This is a genomic window from Janthinobacterium lividum, from assembly GCF_034424625.1.
Classification (GTDB): Bacteria; Pseudomonadota; Gammaproteobacteria; order Burkholderiales; family Burkholderiaceae_D; genus Janthinobacterium; species Janthinobacterium lividum.
Genome location: NZ_CP139976.1, coordinates 4,659,804 through 4,682,623 on the forward strand (window position 1 = coordinate 4,659,804; position 22,820 = coordinate 4,682,623).

Here is a 22,820-nt window from a genome sequence, read left to right on the forward strand (position 1 = left end):
AGCCTGCCCTTTACTCCCGCCCTCTACTGCGCCTGCGGCACATGCCAGCCGCCGCCCAGCGACTGGATCAGGGCCACGGCCGTCGTCTGGCGGTCCGCCTGCGCCTGCACCAGCGAACGGCGCGCCGACAGGGCCGTCACTTGCGCCGTCACCACGTCCGTATAGCCGACCTGGCCCGCGTTGTAGCGGTTCAGCATCTGCTGCTCGACCTGGTCGGCCGCCGATGACGCCTGCTGGCGCAAGGCCAGCTGCTCGGCCAGCGCGCGCGTGGCCGACAACTGGTCTTCCACGGCGCCAAAGGCGGACAGCACCGTCTGGCGGTAGCGCGCCACGGCCGCCTCATGCCCCGCCTTGGCCGCGTCCACGCTGGCCGTCGTGGCGCCCGCGTTGAACAGGGTTTGCGCGGCCGACACGCCCAGCGACCACAGGCTCGACGATGCATTGAACAGGTCGCCCACCTTGCTGGCGCCGGAACCGTAGGAACCCGTCAGGTTCAGGCTCGGGTAATACGCGGAACGGGCGATGCCGATCTGCTCGTTGGCCACGGCCACCCTGCGCTCGGCGGCGGCGATGTCGGGACGGCGCTGCAGCAGGGTCGATGGCACGCCCAGCGGCACGTCCGGCACGGTCAGGGTCCACGGCGCCACGGCCAGGCTGAAGTCGGATGGCGCGCGGCCCAAAAGGATGGCGATCGCGTGTTCGAGCTGGGCGCGCGCGCGCGTCTGGCTGGACAGGTCGATCTGCGCATTGGCCAGCTGCGTCTGCGCCTGCAGCAGGTCGGACTTGGCGGCGATGCCGGAATTGAAGCGGTTGCCGGTAATCTCGAGCACGCGCTTGTAGCCGTCGATGGTGGAATTGAGCAGCGCGATCTGCGCATCGCTCTGGCGCAGCGAAAAATAATTGGTGGCCAGCTCGCCCTGCGCCGACAGGCGGGCGGCGGCCAGGTCCGCCGCGCTGGCCGCGGCACTGGCGTCCGCCCCCGATACGCCCGCGCGCAGGCGGCCCCAGATATCCGGTTCCCACGAGGCGCCGATGGCGGCCTTGAAGTTGTTGTTCGTCTGCTGCTCGCCCCCGCCGCCGGAACGGGCGCCGCTGCCCGTCAGGTTCACGGTGGGGAACAGCGAGGCGCGCTGTTCGCGCACCAGCGCGCGCGCCTGCTCGTAGGAGGCGATGGCGGCGGCCACGTTCTGGTTCGATATGTCAATGCTGTCGGCCAGCTGGTTCAGCTGCGCATCGCCGAACAGGGTCCACCACGGCCCCCGTTCCAGCGTGTCGGCCGGCACGGCTGGCTGCCAGCCGGCCGCCTCCTTGAACGTTTGCGGCGCAACGGCCGTCGGCGTTTCATACGCGGGGCTGACGGCGCAGCCGGCCAGCAGGACAGCAGCGGCCAGCGCCAGCAGGTGGCGCGCGGGAACGGTCGATACGATAGGTTTTACTTGCTTCATGATTGTGTGCTCGGGTTATCTGGCCCAGGAATGCGGCTCAATTGCTGCTCGTCGGCGCTGCGCGTGCGCAGCTTGTCGAGCAGGATGTAGACCACCGGGGTGGTCAGCAATGTGAGTAACTGGCTGGCAATCAGGCCGCCGATGATGGCGACCCCCAAGGGCTGGCGTAGCTCTGACCCCTCGCCGAAACCGATCGCCAGCGGCAAGGCGCCAAGCGCCGCCGCCAGGGTGGTCATCAGAATGGGGCGGAAACGCAGCAAACATGCCTCGCGCACCGCCTCCACCGCACTCAAGCCGCGCGAACGCTCGGCCTCCAGCGCGAAGTCGATGATCAATATAGCATTTTTCTTGACGATACCGATCAACAGAAACACGCCGATCAGGGCGATGATGGAAAACTCCATGCGGAACATCAGCAATGCCAGCACGGCGCCCACCCCTGCCGACGGCAAAGTCGACAGCACGGTGATCGGGTGGATCAGGCTTTCGTACAGGATACCCAGCACGATATAGATCACCACGATGGCGGCCAGGATCAGCAGCGGCTGCTCCTTGTTGCTGTCCTGCGCGCTCTTCGCCGAGCCCTGGAAGCTGCCGCGCACATTCACCGGCATGCCGATTTCCGACTCCGCCTGGGCCACGGCAGCCTGCCCGTCGCTGAGCGGATAGCCGTCGGCCAGGTTGAACGACACGGTGGTGGCCAGCTCCCCTCCCTGGTGGTTGATGGACGTCGCCGTCGAGCTTTCAGCAAAGCTGCTGAACGACGACAGCGGCACCATGCGCGCCAGGGTCGTGGACAAGGCCGAACCGCTGGACGGGTCGCGCGCCGCCGTCGTGTTGGACGTCGTCGCCACGCTGGTGGTGGCCGTGGCGGCGCTGGTGGCCGTCGTGCCGATGGCGGCGACGGCGGCCGCATTCGACGCCGGCACGTACACGGAGCGCAGCGCTTCCGGGCTTTGCGCATAGCGGGGCGCCACTTCCATGATCACGTGGTACTGGTTCAGCTCATCGTAGATGGTCGCCACCTGGCGCTGGCCGAAGCTGTTGTACAGCGCATTGTCGATATCCTTGACTTGCACGCCCAGCTGCGTCGCACGGTCCTTGTCGATGCTGACAAAGGTTTCCACGCCGTTTTCCGCCTGGTCCGTGTCCACGTCGATCAGGGCCGGCTGCATCTTCATCTGGTCGGCCAGCTTGGCCGCCCATTTCTTCAGGTCCGCCTGGTTGTCGCTGATCAGGGTGTACTGGTAGGTCGAATTGCTGGAACGCCCGCCCATGCGCAAATCCTGCACGGGGTTGAGGAACAGCGAGATGCCCGTCACCTTGGCCAGCTGCGGACGCAGGCGCGCGATCACGGCCTGGCCCTTGTCCGTGCGCTGCGACGCGGGTTTCAGGTCGATGAACATGAAGCCGCCTCCTGCCCTGCCGCCGCCCGTAAACCCGACGACGGTGGCGACGGCCGGATCGTCCTTGATGATGTCGACCAGCTGGCGCAATTTACTCTGCATGGCCTGGAACGAGATGCTCTGGTCGGCGCGCATGCCGCCGTTGATCTGGCCCGTATCCTGCTGCGGGAAGAAGCCCTTGGGCGCAGCCGCGAACAGGTACACGTTCAAGCCGACGACGAACACGAGGATCGTCATCACGAGCGCGGCGCTGGACAGGGCCCAGTCCAGGCAATGCTCGTACACTTTCAGCATGCGCTCGAAGCCGCGTTCGAACCAGCGCGCGACAAGGCCCGGTGGCTTGTGCTGCTCGCCGCTTTTCAGCAGCCAGGCGCACATCATCGGCGTGGTCGTCAGCGAAATGACCAGCGAAATCATCACGGCGGCCGACAGGGTCACGGCGAATTCGCGGAACAGCCGCCCCACCTGCCCGCCCATGAACAGCAGCGGGATGAAGACGGCCACCAGCGACAGGCTGATCGACAGTACCGTAAAGCCCACTTCGCGCGCGCCCAGCAGGGCCGCCTTGAAGCGGTCCATGCCCGCCTCGATGTGGCGCTGCGTGTTTTCCAGCACCACGATGGCATCATCGACGACAAAGCCCGTGGCCACCGTGAGCGCCATCAGGGAAAGGTTATTTAGCGAAAAGCCCAGCATGTACATCACGCCGAAGGTGCCCAGCAGCGAGACGATGGTGGCCACGGCCGGGATGATGGTGGCGCGCACGCTGCGCAAAAAGGCGCTGACCACCAGCACGACGAGCACGATGGACAGGATCAGGGTGAACTCGATCTCGTGCAGCGAGGAGCGGATGGAGTTGGTGCTGTCGGACGCCACCTGCAGCTTGATGTCGCCCGGCAGCTGCGCCTGCAGTTGCGGCAGCAGCGCGCGCACGCCGTCCACCGTGGCGATGACGTTGGCGCCCGGCTGGCGCGTGATCAGCACGATGACGGCAGGGTCGCCGTTGAACAGGCCCAGGGTATTGTTGTTCTCCACGCCGTCGATCACGTCGGCCACGTCATCGAGGCGGATGGCGGCGCCGTCGCGCCAGGCCACCACCAGGCTGCGGTAATCGGCGGCGCTGCGCCCGCCCGAAGCCGTCGTCGCGCCCGAATAGATCTGCAGGCTGCGCTCGTCGCCGGAAATCGCCCCTTTCGGGCGGTTGGCGTTGCTGGCCTGGATGGCCGCGCGCACGTCTTCCATCGACACGGCATAGTGATTGAGTTGATATGGCAGCAGTTCCACGCGCACGGCTGGCAGCGAGCCGCCGCCCAGTTCCACGTCGCCCACGCCCTTCACCTGCGCCACCTTCTGCTGCACCAGGTTCGACACGGCATCGTAGATCTGGCCCGGCGTGCGCGTTTTCGACGTCAGCGCCAGGATGATCACGGGCGCGTCGGACGGATTGGCCTTGCGGTAGGTCGGGTTGCTGCGCAGGGTGGCCGGCAAGTCCACGCGCGAGGCGGCAATCGCGGCCTGCACTTCGCGCGCGGCCGAATCGATCTTGCGGTTCAAGTCGAACTGCAGGTTGATGCGCGCCGAACCCGTGCCCGACGACGACGTCATCTCGTTCACGCCGGAGATCACGCCCAGGCGCCGCTCCAGCGGCGTGGCTACCGACGTGGCCATGGTCGCGGGGCTGGCGCCGGGCAGGCTGGCGCTGACGGAAATGGTCGGATAATCGACCTGCGGCAGCGGCGAGACGGGCAGCACGAAGAAGGCGCCGATACCCGCCAGCGCGATGCCGATGGTCAGCAGCACGGTGGCAATGGGGCGCTTGACGAACGGTTCGGACAGGTTCACGCGGCGCTCCCCGCGTTATCGCCCGGCTTGTCCAGGCTCACGCCCCGCGTTCTGGATGCGAAGCGCTGGCCCAGGCGGTCGAAGCCCAGGTAGATGACGGGCGTGGTAAACAGGGTCAGCACCTGGCTGACGATCAGGCCGCCGAAGATGGCCAGGCCCAGCGGACGGCGCAACTCGGCGCCCTCGCCCCAGCCCAGCATCAGCGGCACGGCCGCGAACAGCGCCGCCAGGGTCGTCATCAGGATGGGGCGGAAGCGCAGCAGCGCCGCCTGGTGGATGGCTTCCTGCGGGCTCTTGCCCTCGTCGCGCTCGGCCTCGATGGCGAAGTCGATCATCATGATGGCGTTCTTCTTGACGATGCCGATCAGGAGGATGATGCCGATGATGCCGATCACGCCCAGGTCCTGCCCCGAGATCATCAGCGCCAGCAAGGCGCCCACGCCGGCCGACGGCAAGGTCGACAGAATCGTCAGCGGGTGGATATAGCTTTCGTACAGCACGCCCAGCACGATGTACACACAGACGACGGCGGCCAGAATCAGCCACAGCTGGTTCGACAGCGAGTTTTCATACGCGCCGGCCGCGCCGAGGAAGGTCAGGGTCACCGATGGCGGCAAGGCGATGTCCTTTGCGGCCTGGCGGATGGCGTCGACGGCACTGCCCAGCGCCACGCCCTGCGTCGTATCGAAGCCGAGTGTCGTGGCCGGGTATTGCGCCACGTGCGTAATCTGCAGCGGCGCCTGTTTTTCGCTGACGCTGGCAAACGCGGACAGCGGCGTCGACTTGCCGGAACCCGTGCGCACCTGCAGGTCCGACAGGTCGGACGGCGTGGTGACGATGCCCGGCTGCGCTTCGAGGATCACGCGGTACTGGTTGGTTTCCGTGAAAATCGTCGAGATGATGCGCTGGCCGAAGGCGTTGTACAGCGCGTCATCGACGGTAGCCGTGGTGACGGACATGCGCGCGGCGCTGTCGCGGTCAATCCCCACGGTGACGGCGGCGCCCGTGGCGCCCGCATCCGTGACGACGTTGCGCAGCTGCGATTTTTCGCGCATGCGCGCGGCCAGCTTGCCGGCCCACTCGGTGACGGTGGCCGTGTCGGCTCCTTCGAGCGACACGCGGTACTGCGTCGGGCCCGATTCCGCATCGATGGTCAGATCCTGCGTCGGCTGCAGATACAGGGTCACGCCGGCCACCTTGGCCACGCGGTTGCGCAGGCGCTCCATGATGTCATCCTGGTTGCCGCTGCGCGGACGCTTCAGGTTGATCAGCATGCTGCCCGTATGCAGCATGGTGTTGTTGGCCGCATCCACGCCCACCAGGGAACTCAGGGTATCGACAGCGGGATCTTCCAGCAGCGCGCTGGCGGCAGCCTGCTGCAAGGCAGCCATGCGCTCGTACGAGACGGCTTGCGAAGTTTCGATGCGCGCCTTCAGCTGCCCCGTGTCCTGCGTGGGGAACAGGCCTTTCGGGATGGTGATATACAGGACGACGGTCAGCAGCAAGGTGGCCAGGGCCACCAGCAGGGTCAAGCCCTGGCGTTTCAGCACCCACACGAGCGCATGGTCGTACTGCACGATGACGCGGTCGAGGAAGGCCTGGATGCGCTGGCCCGTGGCGCTGACCTTTTCATCGGCACGGCTTTTCAGCCAGCGCGCCGACATCATCGGCACCAGCGTGAGCGAGACCACGGCGGAAATCAGGATCGTGATGGCCAGCGTCATGGCAAATTCGCGGAACAGCCGGCCCACCACGTCGCCCATGAACAGCAGGGGAATCAGCACGGCGATCAGCGAGACCGTCAGCGAAATGATGGTAAAGCCGATCTGCGACGCGCCCTTCAGGGCCGCGGCCATCGGCGTTTCGCCCTCTTCGATGTAGCGGGCGATGTTTTCGATCATGACGATGGCGTCATCGACGACAAAGCCCGTGGCGATGGTCAGCGCCATCAGCGACAGGTTGTTCAGGCTGTAGCCGAGCAGATACATCACGCCGCAGGCGCCGATCAGCGAGATCGGCACGGACAGGCTGGCGATCACCGTGGCGCGCATGCTGTGCAGGAAGGCGAAGATCACCAGCACCACCAGCAGCACGGACAACAGCAGTTCCATTTCCACGTGTTCGACGGAAGCGCGGATGCCCGTCGTGCGGTCGCTCAGCACGTCGAGCTTCATGGCCGCCGGCAGGCTGGCCTGCAAGTCCGGCAGCAGGGCCTTGATGGCGTCGACCGTCTTGATGACGTTGGCGCCGGGCTGGCGCTGCACGTTCAGGATGATGGCCGGCTGCTTGCCGGACCAGGCGCCCAGGCGCGTGTTTTCCGCACTGTCGACGACATTCGCCACGTCGGACAGGCGTACGGGTGCGCCATTTTTATAGGTGATGATCAAGCGCTTGTAGTCTTCCGCCGTGACCAGCTGGTCGTTGGCGTTGATGGTAAACGAGCGCGTGGGGCCGTCGAAACTGCCCTTGGCGCTGTTGACGTTGGCCGCCGCGATGGCCGTGCGCAGGCTGTCGAGGCCCAGGCCGTACGACGCCAGCAATTTGGTGTCGCCCTGGATGCGCACGGCCGGACGCTGGCCGCCCGACAGCGAGACGAGGCCCACGCCATTGACCTGGCTGATCTTCAGCGCCAGGCGCGTGTTGACGATGTTCTGCACCTGCGTCAGCGGCATCGTGTCGGAGGTAATCGCCAGGGTCAGCACGGGCGCGTCGGCCGGGTTGATCTTGGCGTACACGGGCGGCGCCGGCAAGTCCGTCGGCAGCAGCGAGCCGCCCGCGTTGATGGCCGCCTGCACTTCCTGCTCCGCCACGTCCAGGGTCTGGCCCAGGGTGAATTGCAGGGTGATGATGGAAACGCCGGCCGCGCTGGTGGAACTCATGCGCTGCAAGCCCGACATCTGCCCGAACTGGCGCTCCAGCGGTGCCGTCACCGTCTGCCCCATGACTTCGGGACTGGCGCCCGGATACAGGGTCTGCACCTGGATGGTGGGGAAGTCCACCTGCGGCAAGGCGGCCAGCGGCAGGAACTTGAAGCCGACCAGCCCCGCCAGCACGATGGCCAGCATCAGCAGCGCCGTGGCGACGGGGCGCTGGATGAATGGCGTCGATGGACTCATTGCGCTGCGCCCTTCGCGGGGGTTGCCGCCGGTGCACTGGCCGGCGCGGATGCCGAGGCCGATGCGCTGGCCGCGCCGTCAGCGTGCTGGCGGCGGTGGCGGCGTTCGCCGTTGGCGGTTCCCGCGCCCCCTGCGCCGCCCATGGCAGGCTTGTCGCCCGCCAGGGTGACTTTTGCGCCTTCCTTCAGGCGGTCGGCGCCTTCCGTGATGACTTGTTCTCCCGCTTCCAGGCCGGCGCGGATTTCCACCATGTCGGTGGTGGCCTGGCCGCGCGTGACCATGCGCACGGTGACGGTTTTATCCGCTTTCAGCACGTAGACGAAGTCGCCGTTATTGCTGTGACGCAGGGCCGTCACGGGTACCAGCACGGCGCCCGTGATATTGCCCAGCTCCAGGCGCACGTTGACGAACTGGCTGGGGAACAGGGCCATCTTGTCATTCGTGTAGCGGGCCTTGGCGCGCACGGTGCCCGTCTGTACGTCGACCTGGTTGTCCAGCGCGCTCAAGCTGCCCTTGTCCAGGGTATGCGTGCGCGTGCGGTCCAGCGCCAGCGCCGCCAGGGCCGAACCCGAATTCAGGCGCTCCTGGATGGTCTGCACCTTATCCTGCGGCACGGAGAATTCCACGTCGATGGGCGAGAGCTGCGTCACCACCACCACGCCGCCCGTATCGCTGGTGCTCACCAGGTTGCCGATGTCGACCACCTTCAGGCCCGCGCGCCCGCTGATCGGCGACACCACCTTGGTGTAGCCCAGGTTCAGCCGCGCCGTGCCTTCGGCCGCGCGGTCCGTCATGACGGTGCCTTCCAGCTGTTTCACCAGGGCGGCCTGCGTGTCGACGTCCTGGCGCGCGATGGAATCCTGGCCCAGCAGGGTTTGATAGCGCTTCAGGGTCAGGCGCGCGTTTTCCAATTGCGCTTCATCGCGCTGGCGCTGGCCCGTGGCCTGCATCAGCGCCATCTCGAACTGGGCCGGGTCGATCTGCGCCACCACCTGGCCCGCCTTGACCATGCCGCCTTCCTTGAATTTCAATTCCTTCAGGATGCCCGACACTTGCGGGCGCACCGTCACGGTGGAGGCGGCCGTCACGGTGCCCAGCGCATCGAGCACCACGGGCAGGTCGGACTTGACGGCCGTGGCCACGCCCACGGTGGTCGAAGGGCCGCCGCGGCGCCCGCCCGGGCCGCCTGGCCCGCCGGCACCGCCGGGGCCGCCCATGCCGGGGCCGCCCTGGGCGCTGGTGCCGGAGTGGGTCAGGTACCAGGCACCGCCCCCCAGCGCAGCCATCACGGCCAGCGCGATGACCGTGCCGACGATTTTCGAACGGCGGCTGCGCCGCGGGGTGTTGGGTGTTGTCTGCGAATCCATCGCTTATCCTTGTAGTGGCCGCTGGCACGGCGAATCTGTGGCGCCGGCCGAGGTGGGACACACTCAGGCCGGACGACCGTTTTTCGGGGTTGTTTCGGTACAAAGCCGGGGGAATCAAGAGCTGAAAATCAGCTGAAAAAACATCGTTCCCTAGCGTGAAACGACTCTAGCATAGTCATGTAACTGTTTCATTTCTACTTGAAACAATTACACACAGCCAGGCAGGCATGGGAGGACCGGGCAGGCCGGCAGGCATGCCGCCCCTGTGGGGGAACGGTGGAAAAATCAGGCTTGCGGGGCGCCGCAGGCGGACAACCGCGTGGAGAGGGCGACTCGCATGCAGATACAAACTCGCTACAAATCTCCCGCCAGCCGGCTTGACCTGGCGCCGCGCGGGGACGTTTGCGCTTACAGCGTCATGCCGAGGATGACATCCTGATAGTCGGTGCGGCCCACGCGGAAGGTGCGCCGGCCCACCTGCGCAAAGCCGCAGCGCATATAGAACGCCAGCGCATCGTGGTTTTCCGCGTACACGCCCAGCAGCACGCGCCCTGCCCCGCTGGCGCGCGCTTGGCTCAGCGCCGCCTGCATCAGGCGCTGGCCCACGCGCTGGCCCTGGAAGCGGTGCAGCAGGTAGATGCGCTTGATTTCCAGGTCGTCCGGCTGCGGATCGGCCACCGGCAAGCCGGCGGGGCTGAGCACCAGGTAGCCGACGGGCGCGCCACCGGGCGTGGCCTCGGCCAGCCACAAGCGCATGGCCGGCAGTACCAGCCAGTCGCGGTACAGCTGCACGTCGTGCTGGCGCTGGCAATGGGCGATGACGTCAGCGCCATCGAGGATGCCCGCGAAGGCTTCCAGGAAGGTGGCCTGCCCCACCAGCGCCAGCGCCTGTTCATCGCCCTTCACGCACGGCCGGATGGTGATCGCCGTGTCAATTTCTCCGCTCATGTCGCTTGCCATGCCTTGCTCCTCATCGCTGTCCTGCATATGAAACAAGCCGGGCGAAGCCGGCTTGGGTAGCTTGTCTATGCTGGTGTTACTTGCCGCCGAGTGGCACTTCGCACAGGCAGTGCGTGAGGGCCATGAACGGTTTGTGCTCGCGCGTGATGCCCGACAGCCAGCTCAGCTCCTGCGCCATGCCCAGCGCCGCGTCGGCCGGCAAGCCGGTCGTGGCCAGGCCCAGTTTCACGTGCTCGCCCAGCCCCAGTGTGGCCATGGCCCTGGAGCCGAACATGCCGATCAGGCGATCCACGTTCGACGTTTCCTGCTCCAGGTACGTCACGCGGTAGTCGGCGCCCAGGTTGGCGCGCTTGGCCGCCGAGGCCAGCGCATCGCCATAGCTGCCGATGCGGTCGACCAGGTTGCGCTCCTTGGCCTGCAAGCCTGTCCAGACGCGGCCCTGCGCCACTTCATCGATCTTTTCCGGCGTCGTCTTGCGCGCCTTGGCGGCCAGGTTCAGGAAGTCGCCATACACGTGGTTGATCGAACCCTGGATCACTTGCGCAAAGCGGGGGTCGAGCGGACGCAACGGGTTGCCCGCGTCGGCCAGCCAGGTGGTCGGCGAGCCGGCCGTGTGGATGCCCAGCTTTTCCACCACCTTGTCGGCCGTCGGCAGAATCGCGAACACGCCGATGGAACCCGTGATGGTGGCCGCGTCGGCGATCACTTCATCGGACGAGGTGCTGATCCAGTAGCCGCCCGAAGCGGCCACGTTGCCCATCGAGACGACCACCGGTTTGCCGGCGGCGCGCGTCAGTTCCAGCTCGCGGCGGATCAATTCCGAGCCGAAGGCGCTGCCGCCCGGCGAATCGACGCGCAGCACGACGGCCTTGATCGATTTGTCTTCGCGTGCCTGACGGATCAAGCGCGAGGTGGACAGGCCGCCGATGGAACCCGGTGCCGCGATGCCGTCGCCGATTTCACCGGAGGCGATGACCACGCCGACAGCGTCGCCGATATGCACGGGGCGCAGGCGCGCCAGGTAATCGGCATAGTTCACTTGGCGGAAATTCGTGCCTTCCGTGTTCTTGGCGCCGCGCGCCATCATGAACTGGCGCAGTTCATCGCGCGTTTTCAGGCCGTCGACCAGCTTGGCGTCCAGCGACAGCTTGCCCAGGTCGCCGCCGGCCGCCGTCATCAGCGCTGGCAGCGCATCGATCGATTGCATGATGGCGCCGGCCGGCAGCTTGCGCGCCTTTTCCACGTCCGTCGTATAGGTGGTCCACAGGCCGTTGTTCAGGTAACGGTCCGCTTCAGCCGCCGCTTCGGACGGGCCGTTGGCGATGAAAGGCTCGGCCGCGCTTTTATACGTGCCCACTTTCAGCAGGTTCACCGTCACGCCCACTTTGTCGAGCGCGTCGCGGTAGTAATTGCGGTAGCGGCCAAAGCCTTCCAGCATGACGCCGCCCATCGGGTGCAGGAATACCTCGTCGGCCTTGGCCGCCACCAGGTACTGGCGCTGGTTGTAGCTCGAACCCCAGGCCGTGACTTTCTTGCCTGTGGCGCGGAAGCGTTCCACGCCGGCCGCCACTTCGCGCAGCGAAGCGAGGCCGCCGCCCTGCAACTCGTCGAGCAGGATCACCATGGAGCCGATGTTCTTGTCCTTGGCCGCCGTGTCGAGCACCGCCAGCACATCGCGCAGCTGCACGTTTTTCTTGACTTCGCCGCTGACATTGGCCAGCACGGCCTCGCGCACGCCGCCCGGGGTTTCCTCGACCAGCGGGCCTTGCAAGTCCAGCACCAGGGTGGTCTTTTCCGCCAGGGGCTTGGCGCCGCCGCCAAAGATGGCGATCAGGATGGCGATGACGATCAGCAGGAAAATCAGGTTGATGACCGCGCGGCGGGTGGCGTCCAGCGCGCGCCAGAATGCGCCAAAGCCGCGGCGCAGCGGCGGGAAGGGGTTGAGTGACATTGATGCTCCGTGAGGTTATGTACCTAAAGGAAATCAATATAGCTGAAAATGGCTGCGATCGTCTTGGGATTCGTCTTATTTTGACAAGTGTGCCGCGCCTTGGCCGCCCTGCCCTGGCGGCGTGGAAATGAGGAACAGGCCGGCCAGCACGAGGGCGCCATTCAGTATCAGCAATTCCAGGCCGATGCGGTAATGCTCGAACAGCAGCGCCTGCTCCCCTTCGATCAGCGCGCACAGCAGCGGCCCGGCCACGGCCACCAAAGGCACCCAGCGGTCGCGCACGCCGCGCCGGCTGAGCAGGCCAAAAGCGAACAAGCCCAGCAGCGGACCATAGGTATAGCTGGCCAGCTTCAGGATCACGACTATCATGCTGGGATCATCGAGCCATTTGAAGGCCATGATCAGGATCAAAAACAGTGCGGCAAACCCCAGGTGCACGCGGCGGCGCCAGCGCATCTGCGCCGCCGGGCTCAAATCCTGCCTGCGCTGCAGGCCGAGGATATCGATGCAGAAGGTAGACGTCAAGGCGGTCAGTGCCCCATCCACGCTGGGAAACAGGGCGGAAATGAGGGCGATGAAGAAAATCAGCTGCACCACGGCGGGGAAATGCCCGAGCACCACGGCGGGAAACAGTTTATCCCCTGTCGCGGTGACACCCGCCAGCGGCGCATACAGGTGCAGCAAGCCGCCGAGGAACAGGAACAGCAGCAGCACGCCGGTCAGCACCACGGTCAGGCTGAGCATGTTCTTTTGCGAATCGCGCAAGGTCCGCACGGAAATGTTCTTTTGCATCATCTCCTGGTCCATGCCCGTCATGGCGATGGTGATGAACATGCCGGCGATAATGTGTTTCCAAACATAGGCGGGACTGTCCGGGTCGGTGGTGAAGATGCGCGTGAGGCCTTGCGCGCGCATGCGCTCGAGGCTATCGATGAGGGACAGGTCCATCTCGCGCAGCAGGAACACGCTGCAAATCACGAGGCCCGCCAGCATGCACGCCGTTTGCAGGGTATCGGTCCAGACGATGGTCTTGACGCCGCCTTCATACGTGTACAGCAGGATCAGCAGCAGCACGACGCACGACGTCAGCCAGAATGGCACGCCCAGGCTATCGAGAATGGTCGCTTGCAGGATATTGACCACCAGATACAGCCGCGCCGTGGCGCCCAGCAGCCGCGACAGGATGAAAAACGCCGCCCCGCTCTGGTAGGAACGCCGCCCCAGGCGCAGTTCCAGGTAGCGGTAAATCGACGTGAGCTGCAGCCGGTAGTACAGCGGCAGCAAGATGAAGGTGATGGCCAGATAGCCCAGCACATAGCCGATCATCAGCTGGATATAACCGAAACCATTGCTCCCCACGGCGCCGGGCACGCTGATGAAGGTCACGCCCGTGAGCGTCGTGCCCACCATGCCGAAGGCCACCAGCATCCAGTTGCTGTCCTTGTTGCCGATGAAAAAACTGTCGTTGGTGGCATGGCGCGACGTGCGCCACGCCACGCCCAGCAGGATCAGGAAATACGCGAGGACAACGGCAAACAGGATGAGGGGGGGCATGGGCGATGCGCTGGCGGCAAAGGGGAACAGGGGCAGAAATATACAGCAAAGCCCCTGATTACGCCGGCGTCAGCAGCCGGTCGGTTTGACTTTCTCCACTTCCAGGCCGAACCACGGCCGCAAACGCGTGCCGATGACATTGCCCAGGAAGGCGCAGACCAGCCACAGCCAGCCGTGCAGGCTGCCCGAGACGATGCCGCTGAAATACGCGCCGATATTGCAGCCGTAGGCCAGGCGCGCGCCGTAGCCGAGCAGCAAGCCGCCGACGACGGCGGCGATGATCGAGCGGCGCGGGATGCGCCATACGGGCGCATAGCGGCCGGCCAGCGCCGCCGCCAGCATGGCGCCCAGCACGATGCCGATGTCCATCACGGAAGTCTTGTCTTGCGTCAACGGAGCGGCCAGGGCGGCGGCATTCGCCTTGGTCGACCAGTAAGCCCAGCTGGCCGTGTCGATGCCGACCACGGATGCGGCCTTGGCGCCCCATAGGGCGAACGCGGACGTCACGCCCCACGGCTTGCCCGACAGCGCCAGGGTGGCGAAGTTCAGCACGACGAGCGCAACGGCGCCCGCCACCAGCGGCCAGGGGCCATGCAGCCAGGGTGATGCCTGTGCCGGGCGCAGTGGCGTGGCGACAAGCTTGCCATGGCGGCGCTTTTCCACCAGCACCGTGATGCCGGCGATCAGCGCGAAGACTATCCAGTTCAGCGCCAGCGCGGGCGCCAGGCCCAGGGTCGTGACGAGGGAAATCGGCTGGAGCTGCGGCAGCGCCGTCCAGAACGGCATGTGCGCCGTGCCGATCACGGAACCGACGATGAAGGCGGCCAGGGTGATGAGCATGCGCGTGCTGCCGCCCCCCACCGTGTACAGGGTGCCGGACGCGCAACCGCCACCCAGCTGCATGCCGATGCCGAAGATGAAGGCGCCAAAGATCACCGAGGTACCGGCGGGAGAAACGAGGCCCGCGACGGGCGTGCCGAACAGGGTCCCGGCCGACAGCGCGGGAAAGAACAGCGCCACGCCCACGGCCAGCATCAGCATTTGCGCGCGCAAACCGTCGCCGCGGCCATCGGCGATGAAGACGCGCCAGGCGGACGTAAAACCGAAGGCCGCGTGATACAGGGTGATGCCGAGCAAGGCGCCCACCACATACAGCGCGGCCTGTTTGATGCCGACGGTGTGCGCCAGGTACCACGCGCCGAGCAGGATGAGCACAAGCGCAACGCCCAGCGGTTTCGGATTGATGGCGGCGCGCAAGCGCAGGGGTGACGTTGCAGTATCGGACATGGGAGAATGGGCCAGGGGAAGGTAAGCCCTATTCTCGCCCGTTTTGATGTTTTCTGCCAGAAACTTACTGTACAGGCCAGGCCGCCAGAAATTTAATGCCCCACCGCATGGATCGACTTTTCACCGCCAGCACGCACGGGGATGGGATAGCGCCGATCCATCCGGCCGCTCAAGGCCGTCAAGCCGAACGCGCCCAGCACGACGAGGGCACCGATCCAGCCCGTGTGCACGAGACCCAGGTGTTCGACGATCAAGCCACCGCCCCAGGCGCCGCCGGCGATGCCCAGGTTGAAAGCGGCGATATTCAAACCCGAAGCCACGTCGACGGCGCGGGGCGTGAAGTGTTCGGCTTGCTGCACAACATACACTTGCAGGCCAGCCACATTACCGAAGGCCACGGCGCCCCACAGCAGCACGGTGATGACGACGAGCACGGGATGCGGCGCCGTGAAGGTCAGCAGCAGCAAGACGGCCGCCAGCAGTAAAAAGATCAGTTTCAGGGCACTGACAGGGCCTTTCCTGTCGGCCAGCTTGCCGCCCCAGATATTGCCGAACGCCACGGACACGCCATACACGAGCATCACCACGCCCACGGCGCCCGCGCTGAAACCCGATACTTGCTGCAAAATCGGCGCCAAGTAGGTAAAGGCGATGAAGGAGCCGCCATAACCGACGGCCGTCATCGCATACACCAACAGCAGGCGCGGCTGGCCCAATACCTGCACTTGCTGCAGCAAGGACGCCGGTTTGCTGTGGGCGATATTCGATGGCACGTACAGCAGGCTGCCGATGAACGCCACGAGGCCCAGGGCCGAGACGGCGAGGAAGGTTTCGCGCCAGCCGAAATGCTGGCCGATGAAGGTGCCCAGCGGCACGCCCGTCACCAGGGCCACGGTCAAGCCCGTAAACATGATGGCAATCGCGCTGGCCGCCTTGTCCTTCGGCACCAGGGACGTGGCGATGGTCGAGCCGATGGAAAAGAACACGCCATGCGCCAGCCCCGTCAGGATGCGGGCGATGACGAGGGTTTCGTAGCCGGGCGATTTCCACGCCAGCAAATTACCCAAAGTAAACAAGACCATCAGGGACAGCAGCAAGGTCTTGCGCGGGATCTTGCCCGTCAGGGCCGTCAGCACGGGCGCGCCGACGGCGACGCCCAGCGCATACAGGCTGACCAGCAAGCCGGCCGATGGCAGATTGACGCCCAGGTCTGCGGCGATGGTGGGCAACAGCCCGACGATGACAAACTCGGTGGTTCCGATGGCAAATGCGCTGAGGGTCAGCGCGAGCAAGGCAATGGGCATGGCAAACTCCGATAAATGATGTTGGCATGCAGTATCGGGGTTTTCTTTGTTTCGAAAAATACCTCTTCAGGAAGAAGATAGTTGCGCACAAATCAACAATAGTGCGGTCTGCTACACTGGCCGCATCCACACGGGATCACCACCATGAATTCAGAAAAACTGGCGCTGCTGGTCACGCGCGAAATGCCATATGGGAAATATCAGGGACGCTTGCTGGCCGACTTGCCGGGCCACTACCTGGGCTGGTTCGCGCGCGAGGGCTTCCCCTCGGGCGAACTGGGTAGTCTGATTGCGCTGATGTACGAGCTCGACCACAACGATTTGCGCAGCTTGCTCGACCCCTTGCGCACGCGCAAATCGCCGTGGCGGCCTGGGGAGTAAGGCTGGCCTTAAAACTGGCGCACCTTCTTTGCCAGCATGGCGCTGAACTCGCCATTTTCCACCAGCTTTTGCAGCTCGCTGGCGCCACCGATGAGCACACCGTTGACAAAGACCATGGGAAACGTGGGCCAGCCCGTCCACATCTTGAGGGCATTGCGGCGATGCCACTGGTTCAAATAGCTGCCGTATTGCAGGTACTGGTAGGGCGTGCCCAGCACGTCGAGGATCTTGCGCGCCTTGCGCGGAAACGGATTGAGCGCCATGCCGACCACCACCACCTGGTGCGCGGCGATGGCCGCCTGCACCTCGCGCACGATGTCCTTGTGTTTGCTGCCGATCAAGGGGCGGGCGGCGGAATGGATCTGGGCTTCGTCAAGGATGGCGCGGGTCATGAAAGTCCTGGGATGAGTGGCACGTGGCGTGCGGATCACGCATTGTGCCATGCACAGTGGCTGGCGTGCGCTACACTGCGCCTCTTCTCCTCTTCACGTGAAATGTATGCCAGCAATCCATCCTATGCTTGAATGGCGCCGCACTCGCCGCCTGATCGGCTCTTTTCTGCTGGCGGCCAGCTACGCCAGCGCCTTCGCCGCGGCCGAACCTGGGCTCGAAACGGGCTTGCTCCATGCGCTGCAGCTGAAAAAAGGCACCACGGAAAGAGTCGGCACCTCGGGCAAGGCCATCGCCGCCTACATGCGCGAAGGCTACATCGGCAAGCACCCCGACCAGCGCGCCGACTACACCGATTACTACCTGCTGAAAAAGCCCGCCAGCTTCATGGGGCATGAACTGGTGCTCATCGAGGAAGAATACATCACGCAATACATCGGCTGCTGTGTCAGCCCCGGGGCCGGCGTGACGGTGAAGGTGCGCGGCAACACGCAGAAGCTGCAAGCGTTCGCCCGCGCCCAGCGCTGCACCTTGACCGACCCTGTCGATGTGCAACATGCACTGAACGACGTTGCCATCAAGACCCGGCTGCCGAAAGGCCACTACGCGTCATTAAGCTGCCGGGAACGCGATGCCGAGCGCGAAGAGCCGTAAGCTGCCACTGCCGTGACGGCTGGCGGCATTCAGAACAGCTCGTCGAGCAGCCAATGAAATTGCAGCTTGCCTTGATCGGCATCAAGGATCCCATATTGCTGCAACAACCTTTGCGGTAGCGTGGCGTCCAACTCTCCAAGACCGCGCCAGGCGATGGCCAGGTCCTGGTAGCGGTCAGCGACGCCCGCCCGCCCCACATCGAGGCAGCCGACGACGGCGCCTTCGTGCAGGAGGATATTGTCCAGCGAGAAGTCGCCATGCGTGACGACGAGGTCGGGTGCGAGGGGTAGGCACTCCTGCAGCGCCAGCCACACTTGCTCCGTTGTCCAGCCTGCCCGCCCGGCATCGAAATCGCCCGCATCGACCAGGCCCGCATCGATGCGCTGGCGCGCCTGGGGCAGCCGGACAGCATGGCCGGCGTCGAACGGGCAGTCGCTCACGGGCAGCGCGTGCAGGCGGCGCAGGAAGGCCGCCAGCGCGTCGGTCACGGCGGGGCCAAGGGCGGGGTTTTCTTCCAGCACCGCTGACGCCGTTGTGCCTGGGATGGCCATCATCAGCAGCCATGCCTGGTCCGGGTCTGCCACGTGGGCGAACTCGACCACGGCAGGCACGGGCAGGTATTGCGCCAGCCAGCGCAGGCGCGCCAGTTCATCGGCGATGTCGGCGGCGGCACAACCCCTGCCGTGCTTCAGGTAAAGGTCCGGCACACCGTCCCTGCCATGCAGGCGGTAGACGGCAGCGTCCGACTCGCCGCCGCTGTCGCGCGCCCATTGATAAGCAACCACGGCGGCGGACAGGCTGGCGGGCATGGCTGCCGTCACGGCGGCTTGCCTGCTTTTGGATAGCTTCATCTGCCTGGCCTTTTCTCTATCCCAGCGGCACGTACAAGCCCATCTTGAGACAGGTCAAGGCCACCGAGGTGCGGTAGCGCCGGATATTGTCGTCGCCGCCGAACAGGCGTTCCGTCAGCGCTTCGTATTCGGCCATGCTGCTGGCGGTAATGATCAGCAGGTAGTCGGCCTCGCCCGTGATGCCGTAGCACTGCTGTATGGCAGGCTCGGCCATGATGCGCGCGCGCATGCCGGCCGTGCGCTGCGGGTGCTCGTCGTGCAAATGCACTTCCACCGTCAGGATCAGGGGGCGGCCCAGGCGGCTCGCGTCGAGCACGGCCACTTCATGACGGATCACGCCGCTCTCGCGCAGGCGGCGGATGCGCCGCTGCACGGCCGGCGCGGACAAATGCACGGCCTGGGCGATTTCGCGCTGCGAGGTCGTGTTATCGCGCTGCAAGATATCGAGGATCGCCAGGTCGAAGGTATCGAGGGCAAGGGAAGGCGTGAGCGAAAGTTGCGTCATGAAGGTCAAAATGCAGTGCAAATATCGGAGCAGACACAATAAACTTTCGCTATTCCGATATCAAGCCTTTTATCACCATGCCATTACGCCGCTATTCCTCATTGATTCCCCTGCTGGCCATCCTCGGCTCCGTCACCTGCCTGGGACTGGGCACGTCATGGGCCAAGCACAGCCTGTTCCCGCTGGTGGGCGCACAGGGCACGACGGCCGTGCGCGTGGGCTTTTCCGCCTTGCTGCTGTTGCTGTTCTGGCGACCGTGGCGCTGGCAGCTGAGCCGCGCCGACCTGCGCACCGTGGCCCTGTACGGCGCGGCGCTGGGTTTGACGAACCTGTGCTTCTACATGGCCTTGCGCACGATTCCGTTCGGCATCGCCGTGGCGATCGAGTTTTCCGGCCCGCTGGCCGTGGCCCTGCTCGCCTCGCGCCGCCCCATCGACTTCGTCTGGGTGGCCCTGGCCGTGGCGGGACTGGCGCTGCTGCTGCCGCTCGGCCACGACGTCAGCAACCTCGACCCCACCGGCGTGCTGTTCGCCCTGGGCGCCGCCGTCTGCTGGGCCTCGTATATCGTCTTCGGCAAGCGCGCCAGCCATTTGCATGCGGGCCACTCCGTGTCGCTGGGCCTGGCCATGGCTGCCCTGGTGGTGGTGCCCGTCGGCGTGATGCACAGCGGCGCCGCCCTGCTCTCGCCTGTCGTGCTGGCCGTGGGGCTGGGCGTGGCCCTCATTTCCAGCGCCATCCCGATCTCGCTGGAAATGGTGGCCCTGAAGCGGCTGACGCCGCAAGCGTTCGGCATCATGAGCAGCATGGAACCGGCCGTGGCTGCCATGCTGGCGTACATCCTGCTCGACGAGCGCCTCGGTGCCCCGCAATGGCTGGCCATCGCCATGATCATGGCCGCATCGATGGGCAGCTCGTACATGGCGCAGCGCCAGAAACGGGCGCCGGCCGCCGCCGTGCATACCTGAACCTCAGTGCGCGGCCGCACCCGCCACATGGGCGGCCAGGTTCTTGCGCGCCAGCCACGCCAGCGGCAGCAAGGCGAGCAATGCGGCAGCCACGCCGGCCCACGGCGACGAGGCCATCAACTGGCGCGAGACCATCAGCGCCCCCAGCATGGAGCCGAAGGAAATGCCCAGGTTGAACGCGGAAATGTTCAGGCCCGAAGCGAAATCGACGGCTTGCGGCGTATAGCGCTCGGCCGTGGCCAGCATGCCGGCCTGCAGGGCGGGCGACAGGCCGAAGGCGAACACGCCCCAGACGAACAGCATCGCCGTCATCATCCATGGCGAGCTGATGCTCAAGGCAACGCCCGCTTGCGTGACGGCCAGCAATAGCAGCATCGCGCGCAAGGCCTTTTGCCAGCCCAGGTGGCTGGTCAGGTAGCCGCCCGCCAGGTTGCCGGCAAAGGTGGCGACACCGAACACGATCAGCAAGGCGCTGGCCATGGTGGCGGAAAACCCCGTCACATCCGTCAGGATGGGCGTAATGAACGTGAACGCGGCAAAGCTGCTGCCAAAGCCGAACGTCGTCACGGCCATCATGGTGAGGATGGGGCCGCTACCGAGGGCCGCCAGCTGCGTCATGGCCTTGCCGCCCTTGCCCTGCTGTAAGCCGGCCGGCAGCCAGCGCGCCATTGCCGCCAGACCCAGCGCAGCCAGCACGGCGACGGCAAAAAAGGGCAAGCGCCAGCCCATCAGGTTGCCGAGGAAGCTGCCGAACGGCACGCCGACCACCATGGCCAACGTCAGGCCCGCAAACATCACGGAAATCGCCCTGCCCGCCTGCGCCTTGTCCACCAGGCTGGCGGCCACGGTGGCGCCGATGGCAAAGTAGGTGCCGTGCGCCACGGCCGTGATGACCCTTCCCAGCAGCAACAGTTCAAACGTGTGCGAAAAGGCGGCCAGCAGATTACCGGCAAGGAACACGCTCATCAGTCCCAGCAGGGCCGCCTTGCGCGGCAGGCGCGACATCAGCAGCACCAGCAGCGGCGTGCCGATGGCCAGCGCCAGCGCATACAGGCTGACCAGCGAGCCGGCCGACTCGATGGAAATATGTAAATCCTTGGCAATGGTCGGCAGGATGCCGACGACGATGAATTCGGTGACGCCGATGGCAAAGGCGCCGACGGCCAGCGCCAGCACGCCGGGCGGCATCTTGCTGGCTGAAGGGGAAACAGGGCTTGCGGTGGTCATGGTATTTCTCCGGCAGAGTTCAAGCCAGCCAGTGTATCGATGGAAACGCTTTTGATATAGACTCCAATAATGGAAACACCTGTGAAATGGATTCAATAATGGCCAGGCAAGACATCAACCGCGCGTTCGAGATGGCCGTGTTTGTGGCCGTGGTGGAAACGGGCGCCTTTTCCGCCGCAGCGCGCCGCCTGGCCTTGACGCCGTCGGCCGTCAGCAAACTCGTCAGTCGCCTGGAAGCGCGGCTCGGCGCCCGTTTGCTTCAGCGCAGCACGCGCCAGCTCCACACGACGCCCGAAGGCGACGCTTTCTTTGTGCAGTGCAAGCGCATCCTCGACGATATCGATGGCGCCGAGCGCGAAGCGGCCCAGGGCGCGGCGCCGCGCGGGCGCCTGCGCATCAACTGCTTCGTGCCGTTCGGCGTGCGCCATCTGCTGCCCATCCTGCCCGAGTTCGCGCAGCGCTATCCCGACATCGTGCTTGACGTGGTGGTCAGCGATGCCATCGTCGACTTGCTGGAAGACCGCACGGACATCGCCATCCGCACGGGCAAGCTGAAGGAATCGAACCTGGTGGCGCGCAAGCTGGGTGAAGACGCGATGGTCGTGGTGGCCTCGCCCGCGTATGTGGCACGGCACGGCCTGCCGCGCACGCCGCAGGACTTATCCACGCACAATCTGCTGGCCTTCAATTTCCGCTGCCAGAACGAAACCTGGCCCTTTCTCGATGAGGCGGGCAACACCGTGCAGGTGGCGCCGCAGGGCAATACCTGCGTCAGCGATGGCGAAAGCATGCGCCAGCTGGTGCTGGCAGGCATGGGACTGGGACGCTTTTCGCGCCAGCACGTGCTGCGCGATATCGAGCAAGGCGATTTGATACCCGTGCTGCAGGACTACAATCCGGGCGACAAGGAACTCGTGCACGCCGTCTTCGTGGGGCCAGGCCTGCAAGTGCCGGCCAGGGTGCGCGTGATGCTCGATTATCTGCTGGAAAAAGTAAAACTGGGGTGAGCGCCGCCGACAAGCAGCGCGTCCTATAATCGGCCCTATCGTTGATATCGTTGAAACTTCAGGGAGCCGCGTCATGCATGAGGACTTGATCCACACCTTGCAAACCCGCTTCAGCCAGCACATGCACCGCCATGCGGACTTGACGTGGGACAGCGTGCTGGCGCGCTTGAATGCCGCTCCCGCCAGCCTGGCGGTATTGCGGCAAATGGAAGACACGGGCGGCGAACCGGACGTCATCGGGCATGCCGGCGACACGGGCGCCGTCACGTTTTGCGATTGCTCCGCAGAAAGTCCCATCGGCCGGCGCAGCCTGTGTTTCGATGCCGCGGCCCTGGCCGCGCGCAAGGCCAACAAGCCGGCCGGCAACGCGGTTGCCATGGCGCAAGCGATGGGTATCGCATTGCTGACGCAGGCGCAATACCGCCAGTTGCAGGAACTGGAACCGTTCGACCGCAAAACGTCGAGCTGGATTGCGACGCCGGACAGCATCCGGGCGCTGGGCGGTGCCCTGTTTTGCGACCGCCGCTATGAACAGGTCTTCGTCTACCACAATGGCGCCGAATCGTATTATGCGAGCCGGGGCTTTCGTGGCTTGCTACGCGTCTGAT

18 protein-coding genes are annotated in these 22,820 nt (G+C 65.4%); 5 read left to right on the forward strand and 13 right to left on the reverse strand.

Annotated features, from left to right (window positions below; genetic code table 11):
* Window positions 1–23 precede the first annotated feature (23 nt).
* The 9 genes from U0004_RS21090 to U0004_RS21130 form a co-directional block, all read right to left on the reverse strand.
* A complete protein-coding gene (locus U0004_RS21090) occupies window positions 24–1,445 on the reverse strand; it encodes an efflux transporter outer membrane subunit (RefSeq protein ID WP_070255536.1) in 1,422 nt (473 codons plus the stop codon).
* Entirely contained in the window at window positions 1,442–4,693 is a 3,252-nt protein-coding gene (locus U0004_RS21095; protein ID WP_070255539.1) for an efflux RND transporter permease subunit, read from the reverse strand. Before U0004_RS21095 ends, U0004_RS21090 begins: the two co-directional genes overlap by 4 nt.
* Window positions 4,690–7,809, reverse strand: coding sequence for an efflux RND transporter permease subunit (locus U0004_RS21100; protein WP_070255542.1), 3,120 nt, complete (start codon window positions 7,807–7,809; stop codon window positions 4,690–4,692). The genes U0004_RS21095 and U0004_RS21100 overlap by 4 nt, the downstream gene beginning before the upstream one ends.
* Window positions 7,806–9,176, reverse strand: a complete 1,371-nt coding sequence (locus U0004_RS21105) for an efflux RND transporter periplasmic adaptor subunit (RefSeq protein WP_070255545.1) — start codon at window positions 9,174–9,176, stop codon at window positions 7,806–7,808. Before U0004_RS21105 ends, U0004_RS21100 begins: the two co-directional genes overlap by 4 nt.
* A 408-nt stretch (window positions 9,177–9,584) precedes the next feature.
* Entirely contained in the window at window positions 9,585–10,124 is a 540-nt protein-coding gene (locus U0004_RS21110) for a GNAT family N-acetyltransferase (RefSeq protein WP_070255795.1), read from the reverse strand.
* An 88-nt stretch (window positions 10,125–10,212) separates the two neighbouring features.
* A complete protein-coding gene (gene sppA, locus U0004_RS21115; RefSeq protein WP_070255547.1) occupies window positions 10,213–12,087 on the reverse strand; it encodes a signal peptide peptidase SppA in 1,875 nt (624 codons plus the stop codon).
* 75 nt (window positions 12,088–12,162) lie between these two features.
* Window positions 12,163–13,641, reverse strand: a complete 1,479-nt coding sequence (locus U0004_RS21120) for a sodium:solute symporter (protein WP_070255549.1) — start codon at window positions 13,639–13,641, stop codon at window positions 12,163–12,165.
* 69 nt (window positions 13,642–13,710) lie between these two features.
* Window positions 13,711–14,928, reverse strand: a complete 1,218-nt coding sequence (locus tag U0004_RS21125; protein ID WP_070255552.1) for a YeeE/YedE family protein — start codon at window positions 14,926–14,928, stop codon at window positions 13,711–13,713.
* 92 nt (window positions 14,929–15,020) lie between these two features.
* Entirely contained in the window at window positions 15,021–16,232 is a 1,212-nt protein-coding gene (locus U0004_RS21130; RefSeq protein WP_070255555.1) for an MFS transporter, read from the reverse strand.
* Window positions 16,233–16,376: 144 nt separating this feature from the next.
* Here U0004_RS21130 and U0004_RS21135 point away from each other — a divergent pair, with 144 nt between their 5' ends.
* On the forward strand, window positions 16,377–16,613 hold the full coding sequence (locus U0004_RS21135) for a DUF3820 family protein (RefSeq protein WP_034749909.1): 237 nt from the start codon (window positions 16,377–16,379) through the stop codon (window positions 16,611–16,613).
* 8 nt (window positions 16,614–16,621) lie between these two features.
* Here the strand turns inward: U0004_RS21135 and U0004_RS21140 are convergent, their stop codons facing one another.
* Window positions 16,622–17,005 (reverse strand): glutaredoxin domain-containing protein, encoded by a 384-nt coding sequence (locus U0004_RS21140; RefSeq protein WP_070255558.1) that lies wholly within the window; start codon window positions 17,003–17,005, stop codon window positions 16,622–16,624.
* Between the two features lie 124 nt (window positions 17,006–17,129).
* Between U0004_RS21140 and U0004_RS21145 the strand changes: the two genes are divergently transcribed.
* On the forward strand, window positions 17,130–17,657 hold the full coding sequence (locus U0004_RS21145; RefSeq protein ID WP_070255561.1) for a hypothetical protein: 528 nt from the start codon (window positions 17,130–17,132) through the stop codon (window positions 17,655–17,657).
* A gap of 29 nt (window positions 17,658–17,686) precedes the next feature.
* Here the strand turns inward: U0004_RS21145 and U0004_RS21150 are convergent, their stop codons facing one another.
* Window positions 17,687–18,508 (reverse strand): APH(3') family aminoglycoside O-phosphotransferase, encoded by an 822-nt coding sequence (locus U0004_RS21150; protein WP_070255564.1) that lies wholly within the window; start codon window positions 18,506–18,508, stop codon window positions 17,687–17,689.
* Window positions 18,509–18,524: 16 nt separating this feature from the next.
* Entirely contained in the window at window positions 18,525–19,013 is a 489-nt protein-coding gene (locus tag U0004_RS21155) for an Lrp/AsnC family transcriptional regulator (RefSeq protein ID WP_070255798.1), read from the reverse strand.
* Window positions 19,014–19,090: 77 nt separating this feature from the next.
* Here U0004_RS21155 and U0004_RS21160 point away from each other — a divergent pair, with 77 nt between their 5' ends.
* Window positions 19,091–19,978 (forward strand): EamA family transporter, encoded by an 888-nt coding sequence (locus tag U0004_RS21160; protein WP_034779458.1) that lies wholly within the window; start codon window positions 19,091–19,093, stop codon window positions 19,976–19,978.
* A gap of 3 nt (window positions 19,979–19,981) precedes the next feature.
* On the opposite strand, the gene U0004_RS21165 is transcribed toward U0004_RS21160, so the two are convergent.
* A complete protein-coding gene (locus tag U0004_RS21165) occupies window positions 19,982–21,205 on the reverse strand; it encodes an MFS transporter (RefSeq protein WP_070255567.1) in 1,224 nt (407 codons plus the stop codon).
* A 98-nt stretch (window positions 21,206–21,303) separates the two neighbouring features.
* Here U0004_RS21165 and U0004_RS21170 point away from each other — a divergent pair, with 98 nt between their 5' ends.
* Complete coding sequence (locus U0004_RS21170) at window positions 21,304–22,212, forward strand: LysR family transcriptional regulator (protein ID WP_070255570.1); 909 nt, start codon at window positions 21,304–21,306, stop codon at window positions 22,210–22,212.
* Between the two features lie 73 nt (window positions 22,213–22,285).
* Window positions 22,286–22,819 (forward strand): DUF4256 domain-containing protein, encoded by a 534-nt coding sequence (locus U0004_RS21175; protein ID WP_070255573.1) that lies wholly within the window; start codon window positions 22,286–22,288, stop codon window positions 22,817–22,819.
* The last annotated feature ends 1 nt before the right edge of the window (window position 22,820 follow it).